This window comes from Pseudomonas sp. GW821-FHT09D08 (genome assembly GCF_059416305.1).
In genome coordinates this window covers 48,948-55,690 of the sequence record NZ_JBWKOX010000029.1, presented here as the reverse complement: position 1 = coordinate 55,690, position 6,743 = coordinate 48,948, and the positions used below count along the sequence as shown (strand labels likewise).

At 63.8% G+C, this 6,743-nt stretch carries 5 protein-coding genes; 2 read left to right on the top strand and 3 right to left on the bottom strand.

The features are described from left to right. Window positions 1-180: 180 nt before the first annotated feature. Genes AC07OP_RS29430 through AC07OP_RS29420 form a run of 3 tightly spaced genes read right to left on the bottom strand, consistent with a single transcriptional unit; the run spans window position 181 to window position 4,626 of the window. Window positions 181-1,113: a sulfonate ABC transporter substrate-binding protein gene (locus AC07OP_RS29430; RefSeq protein ID WP_495101208.1), complete on the bottom strand. Its 933-nt coding sequence runs from the start codon at window positions 1,111-1,113 to the stop codon at window positions 181-183. Continuing rightward, complete coding sequence (locus AC07OP_RS29425) at window positions 1,110-2,441, bottom strand: LLM class flavin-dependent oxidoreductase (protein ID WP_495101207.1); 1,332 nt, start codon at window positions 2,439-2,441, stop codon at window positions 1,110-1,112. The genes AC07OP_RS29430 and AC07OP_RS29425 overlap by 4 nt, the downstream gene beginning before the upstream one ends. Window position 2,442: 1 nt before the next feature. Then, window positions 2,443-4,626 carry a TonB-dependent receptor gene (locus tag AC07OP_RS29420; RefSeq protein ID WP_495101206.1) on the bottom strand — a complete coding sequence of 728 codons (2,184 nt, stop codon included), beginning with the start codon at window positions 4,624-4,626 and terminating at the stop codon, window positions 2,443-2,445. A 209-nt stretch (window positions 4,627-4,835) separates the two neighbouring features. Between AC07OP_RS29420 and AC07OP_RS29415 the strand changes: the two genes are divergently transcribed. After that, a complete protein-coding gene (locus tag AC07OP_RS29415) occupies window positions 4,836-5,858 on the top strand; it encodes a LacI family DNA-binding transcriptional regulator (protein ID WP_495101205.1) in 1,023 nt (340 codons plus the stop codon). 29 nt (window positions 5,859-5,887) lie between these two features. After that, complete coding sequence (locus AC07OP_RS29410) at window positions 5,888-6,502, top strand: TetR/AcrR family transcriptional regulator (RefSeq protein WP_115486958.1); 615 nt, start codon at window positions 5,888-5,890, stop codon at window positions 6,500-6,502. Window positions 6,503-6,743 lie beyond the last annotated feature (241 nt).

Genomic DNA, 6,743 nt, shown 5'->3' with positions numbered 1-6,743 from the left:
GCGTTGGGCTGCGCAGCAGCCCCAAAACACAGCCCCGGACCTGCCTGGCACACTGCAGCGCTCTTATTGGGGCTGCTACGCAGCCCAACGCGGGGCAAGCCCGCTCACCACAGGTGACTGTTTGCCCGTTCTATCTCTTAACTGATCGGCATTGGGACTTGCCCCTCCCACATTTGGATCTCAGTTGGCTTTGGAATTCCACACGGCCTTGTTGACCTCGATGGCTTTGGGCAACAACCGGTTCTGGAAAAACAGATCCGCCGTCGCCTGCTGCGCCTGAATGATCCCCTCGTCAATCGGCAAAATCGGCGAAGGCGGGCGGTTGTCCATATAGCGCGCAACCACCTCGGCGGGCAGGCCCATGAACTCGGTCAGTACTTTCAAACTGTCTTCGCGCTGGCTGCGGGTAAGGGCTTCGGCGGCGGTGAGTTCGTCGAGCAGGTCATGGATAAAGGCCCCATTGTCCCGCGCATACTCGCGCCGGGCGCTGTACACCGGTCCCGACAGCCCCAAGCCTTCACCATTGGCCAGCACATGGCTGGGGCTCTGGCTCAAGGCGAGTGACGAGTAGGGCTCCCAGATCGCCCAGGCATCGACGCTGCCTTGTTCGAACGCCGCTCGCGCATCGGCCGGCGGCAGGTACACCGGTTGGATGTCCTTGTAGCTCAGGCCGGCGTTGTTCAGCGCGCGCAGGATCAGGTTGTGGGAGCTGGAACCCTTCTGGAACGCCACTTTCTTGCCCTTGAGGTCCGCGACCGAATGCAGCGGGCTGTCGTTGCGCACCAGGATCGTCTCGGCGCTGGGCTTGGGCGGTTCGGCGCCGATGTAGACCAGGTCGGCCCCGGCGGCTTGGGCGAACAGCGGCGGGATGTCGCCGGTGGAACCCACATCCAGTGCCCCCACGTTCAGCGCTTCAAGCATCTGCGGGCCGGCGGGGAACTCGATCCACTTCACCTCCGTCTTCGGGAAACGCTTTTCCAGCAGGTCATGTTGCTTGGCGAGGACCAGGGCGATGGAGCCTTTTTGGTAGCCGATACGCAAGGTGGCGGGGTCGGCGGCCAGGGCGGTTTGCGTCACCGCCAGCAGGGCCAGGATCAGTGCTGGAAACTTCATGCTTTACCCTCTGTAAAACGATGGGCCGGGCGCGTCAGGCCGAGGTTTTCGCGCAAGGTGGAACCGCTGTATTCAGTGCGAAACAGGCCGCGCCGCTGCAGCTCGGGCACCACCCCTTGCGCGAAATCTTCCAACCCACCCGGCAAGTGCGGCACCAGGATATTGAAGCCATCGGCCGCGCCGTTTTCGAACCAGTTCTGCAGCTCATCGGCAATCTGCGCAGGCGTGCCGATCAGGCTGTAATGCCCGCGGCCCCCGGCAATTCGCCGACCCAATTGCGCGAGGGTCAGTTGCTCACGATCGGCCAAGTCACTCAGCAGTTGCTGGCGACTGCGTTGCCCGCTGTCGGTCAACGGCAGCGCCGGCAACGGCCCGTCCAGCGGATAGCCGGACAGGTCGAAATTGCCCAGCATGCGTCCCAGCAACGCGACACCCACCTCAGGTTCGACCAGATCCTGGAACGCCTCGAATTTGGCCTGGGCCTCGGCCTCGGTCGCCCCGACCACCACAAACACACCGGGCATGATTTTCAGCGAATCCGGCCCGCGCCCGTACTGGCTCAAGCGGCCCTTGAGGTCGGCATAAAACGCCTGGGCATTGGCCAGCGAGGTCTGTGCGGTAAACACCACCTCGGCGGTCTGCGCGGCCAGCTCACGGCCGGCTTCGGAAGAACCGGCCTGCACGATCACCGGCTGGCCCTGGGGCGAGCGCGCCACATTCAGCGGGCCCTTGACCCGGAAGTGTTCGCCCACATGGTCCAGCACATGCAACTTCGCCGGGTCGTAATAGTTGCCGCTGGCCTTGTCGCGCACAAACGCATCGTCTTCCCAGCTGTCCCACAGCCCGGTCACCACCTGGTGAAACTCCCTGGCGCGGCTATAGCGTTCGCCATGGCCGAGGTGTTCGTCGCGGCCAAAATTCTGCGCTTCGGCGGCGTTGTCCGAGGTCACCAGGTTCCAGCCCGCACGCCCGCCGGACAGGTGATCCAGCGAAGCGAACTTGCGCGCCACATGGTAGGGCTCGTTGTAGCTGGTGGTCGCCGTGGCGATCAGGCCGATGTTATCGGTCACCGCACTCAGCGCCGAGAGCAGGGTGAGCGGCTCGAAATGATCCGAGCGCGCCATATGGCTGGCGATCTCACCGGTGGCGGCGGCGATGCTGTCGGCCACGAACAGCGCATCGAACTTCGCCGCTTCGGCCACCCGCGCCAGGTGTTTGTACTGGGCGAAATCCAGCCCGGCATCCGCCGGCACGTCCGGGTGGCGCCAGGCGGCGACATGGTGCCCGGTGGCCATGAGAAAGGCGCCGAGTTTCAGTTGACGGCTCATGCTAGAAATCCTTGCGCAGTTGCACGCCGAAGTAACGCTCATCGTCACGGGGTACGGCGCGGTAGATGTAGTTGCCGCCACTGGCCAGCAGCGGTGAGTAGGACTTGTCGGCGAGGTTCTTGGCCAGCAACGCCACGCGCCAGCCGTTGGTGTAGTCGGCCAGGGCCACGCTGGCGTTCCAGATGCCGTAGGCGCCTTGCTTGGTGTCGACGTTCTGGCTGATGTCGTACTGCACTTCGCTCTGCCAGCTGTAGTCGGTGCCCAGTTCGATGTCCAGGCCGTTATCCAGTGGGATCGTGTAGTCGGCGCGCACGTAGCTTTTCCAGTCGGGGCTGAAGGGCAGTGGCTTGCCATTCACGTTGCACGTCGCCGCTGCACCGGCCGGGCAGGCGAACTCATCGATGCGCGCACGGGTGTAGGCCAGGGCGCCGGAGAGCTTGAGTTGCTGGGTGGCCTGCAGGGCGTAATCCAGCTCGACGCCTTCGGTGCTGACGCTGCCGGCGTTGATCAGGCGGGTCACGACCTGGCCGGCGACGGTGTCGAAAAAGTTCGCCTGGTAGTTGTCATAGTCGCTGTGGAATACCGCCAGGTTGGTGGTCAGGCGGTTGTTCCAGGCGGTGGCCTTGATTCCGGCTTCCCAAGTGTTGGAGGTTTCCGGCTTGAGTGCGTCGGTGTCGCGCGGCTGCATATTGAAGAACACGTTGTAGGCCGGGCCCTTGTAGCCGCGCGAGTAGGTGAGGTAGCTGGTGACGCTGTCGCTGAGGTCGTACTGCACCCCGAGGCGGCCGGACCAGCCGTCTTCGTCCACCGAGCCGGAGCTGGAGGTGGCCGGTTGGATCCCGCTGACCGTGGTGGCCGAGGTGGAGACGCGGCGGTGATCGTATTTCAGCTCATCGTGGGTGTAGCGCAGGCCGGCGATGCCACGAAAGCGCGAGGTGAAGTTCAGCGTGGTCTCGCCGAACACTGCGTAGCTGTCGCTGGTGGTGCTGTAGTCGGCGATGCCACGGTCGGTGCGCGTGGTGGTCGTGAGCGTGCGCTTATAGGTTTCCTCGTCCTTGCCGTGCATGTAGAACAGGCCGCCGACGTACTCCAGGAACTCACCCTTGGGCGAAGCCAGGCGCAGTTCCTGGGAGTATTGGTCGAAGGCCAACTCGCCCTTGTCGGCGGTGCCGGGGAAGGCGGCAGTCACCGTGCCGAGGCGGTCGCCGTCCTGGTACTGGGTGTTGTCCCAGCCGCGCCAGGCCGTGATCGAGGTCAGGGTGTAATCGCCGAGGTTCCAGTCCAACTGAGCGGACAAGCCCTTATTGGTGTCCTCGACATGGCTGCGCGTATCGGTGTTGATGTCGCGGTTGTCGCCGGAGGCGCGCACCGGGCTCAAGGCATTGCTGAAGGCCGGGCTCAGGGATTTGCTGACCACGCCATTCGGCGCGTCGTCGTGGGACTGCATGTAGTCGGCGATCAGGGTCAGTTTCACCTCATCGTTGGGGGTGAATTCCAGCTTGCCGCGGATGCCCTTGTGGTTGTAGCCGTTGACCTCCTGGCCGTTGTGCGGGTTATCGACGTTGCCGTCGTAGCTGCCGAACAACGTGCTGATCGAGCCCTTGAGCACCTCCGGCACCAGGCTGCCGCCGATGCCGAAACGGGTGCGGCTTTCGTTGCCGCTGTAGTACGCCTGGTCGATATAGCCGTGGGTCTCGGCGCTGGGCGCCTTGCTGGTGATGTTGAGCACGCCGGCCGAGGCGTTCTTGCCGAACAAGGTGCCTTGCGGGCCGCGCAGCACTTCGATGCGTTTCAGGTCCAGCAGGTCGAGGGTGGCCTGGCCGGGGCGCGCGTAGACCACGCCGTCGATCACCGTGGCCACCGTCGGCTCGACCCCAGGGGAGGTGGAAATGGTGCCCACGCCGCGCACGAACAGCGAGGTGTCCTTGTTCGAGGCGCCGGTGCGAAAGTTCAGCGACGGTACTTGCTGGGCGATGCTGGCCACGCCGTTGCGGTTGTCGCGCTCCAATTGTTCGCCGTCCAGCACCGAGACCGCCACCGGGACTTTTTGCAGGGATTCTTCACGCCGGGTGGCGGTGACCGTCACCGCTTTGAGCGTGGGTTCCTGCTCGTCGGCAGCAAAGGCGCCGAGCACGGGGAGGGCGGTCAGACCGGCGAGAAGGAATAAGTGCGTGTGCCTGTGCATGGTGGGTTCGCTCGAAAAAATGCCCTGAACCGCTGCGGTTCTTACGACCGTCAGCGCCTGTGGAAACTGCCTTGGGCATTCGCTTGAGCGAGTAGCAGACAGCGCGCCTTGTTAGCGCTAACATCGGCATTATTGGTAACTCGGGTTTAGAGCGTCAAAGACTTAAAAATTATCCCTATATTCTTTTTTGTTGTTAGCAGGATGGTCCCGTGAGCGAAGACAAACCGCGCAAACGCCGTGGCGCCGGGCGCGTCACCTTGAACACCGTGGCCCGCCAGGCCGGGGTGTCGGCGATCACCGTGTCGCGCTATTTCAACCAGCCGGAGCAAGTCTCGCCCGAACGTCGCGAGCGCATCGCCGAGGTGGTGGCGGAGCTGGGTTATGTGCCCAACCTGGTGGCCGGCGGGCTGGCGTCGGCGCGGGGGCGGATCGTGGCGATGGTGATCCCGAACATCTCGGGGCCGATCTTCGCCAACACGATCCAGGGCTTCAGCGACACCCTCAGTCTCCATGGGTATCAGCTGTTGCTGGCGTCCAGTTACTTCAGCGCCGAGCAGGAAGAAAGCGCGGTGCGCGCGTTCCTCGGCTGGTCGCCGGCGGCGCTGGTGTTGACCAGCCGCTTCCACAGTGCAGGCACCGAAAAGATGATCGCCGACACCGATATCCCGGTGGTGGAAACCTGGGACTACGTGCCCGAACGCGCGCCGGTGCAGATCGGTTTTTCCCACTACGACGTCGGCGTCACGGCCGCGCGCTACCTGCATGGCAAGGGCTATCGGCGCATGGCCTTCGTGCAGAACAGCGCCACGGGCGACTTCAGCGCGCTGGAGCGGGGTGATGGGTTTGCCGCGACCCTGATCGAACTGGGTGTACAGCCCCGGGTCTTCGTCCCGGACGCTGACAGCGCGCCGTTCGAAGCCGGCAAGCAGGCGATGCAAGCCCTGATGAACCACGCTACCCCGCCTGACGCGATCTTCTTCGCCAATGACAACCTCGCCGCCGGTGGTTTGCTGGCGGGGCAGCGTTCCGGGTTAAAGTGCGCGGTGCTTGGGTTCGGCGACTACCCGTTTGCCGAAATGCTGTTGCCAAGCCTGAGTACGATCAAACCGCCGGCCCTGGAGATCGGCGTACTGGCGGCAACCCGCGTGCTGGAAAGCCTCGGCGTGTTGCCGGATGCCGTACAGCGTTTGAACCTGTTGGATTGCCGCTTGATCGAACGGGAAAGCGCCTGAGCTTTTTTACCGCCCACTAGGACCTGCCCATGACCGAACCCGCCCCCAAGACCCGCCGCGCCCCCAAAGGTGAAAAACGCCGCGAAGAGCTGCTGGACGCGGCCCTGCAGGTGTTCTCCCTGGAAGGCTACAGCGGCGCCTCGATGGCCCAGGTGGCGGCGATCGTGGGTATTTCGGTGGCCGGGCTGCTGCATCATTTTCCCAGCAAGATCTCGCTGTTGATGGGGGTGTTGCAGCGTCGCGATGAGGTCAATCAACGGATTGCCGATGAGGTACGTGCGGAGAAAACCCTCAATGGCCTGCTCGGCAGCCTGCGTGCGATCAATCGTTCGAATGCCACGGCACCGGGCGTGGTGCGCGCGTTTACCATCTTGAATGCCGAAAGCCTGCTGGACACCCATCCGGCCTGGGCCTGGTTCCAGGCGCGCTATGCGGCGATTCACCAGCGCATGCAGGGGCAGTTTGCCGACCTGGTCGCGGCGGGGGAGGTGCGCAGCGATGTGGACATCGCCGGGCTGGTGGAAGAAATCCTGGCCATGATGGATGGCCTGCAGATCCAGTGGCTGCGGTTTCCCGAGCAGGTGGACCTGGTGGCGCGGTTTGACGGCTACATCGCGCGGGTCGAGGCAGCCATCAGAACCTGAGTCGAACACAGTCAACATGTGGGAGGGGGCTTGCCCCCGATGGCGGCCTCTGGGCCGACCATCTGCTGGGGTTGGAATGAGTACATATCCGTTGCTGCGGTAACGGCTACTTAGGGTTCCGCTCTTACAGCGGGTCACTTTTGGAAGAGCGCCAAAAGTAACCAAAAACGCTTCGCCCCACCACTCGGCACCTCGCCTAGGCTCGGTGTGCCCGTAATCCGACAGTGATGTGGGGGGCCGC

Excerpts from the sequence above, each read along its gene's own strand:
- AC07OP_RS29430 (WP_495101208.1), bottom strand. The coding sequence starts at position 1,113 with ATGAAGTTTCCAGCACTGATCCTGGCCCTGCTGGCGGTGACGCAAACC.
- AC07OP_RS29425 (WP_495101207.1), bottom strand. The coding sequence starts at position 2,441 with ATGAGCCGTCAACTGAAACTCGGCGCCTTTCTCATGGCCACCGGGCAC.
- AC07OP_RS29420 (WP_495101206.1), bottom strand. The coding sequence starts at position 4,626 with ATGCACAGGCACACGCACTTATTCCTTCTCGCCGGTCTGACCGCCCTC.
- AC07OP_RS29410 (WP_115486958.1), top strand. The coding sequence starts at position 5,888 with ATGACCGAACCCGCCCCCAAGACCCGCCGCGCCCCCAAAGGTGAAAAA.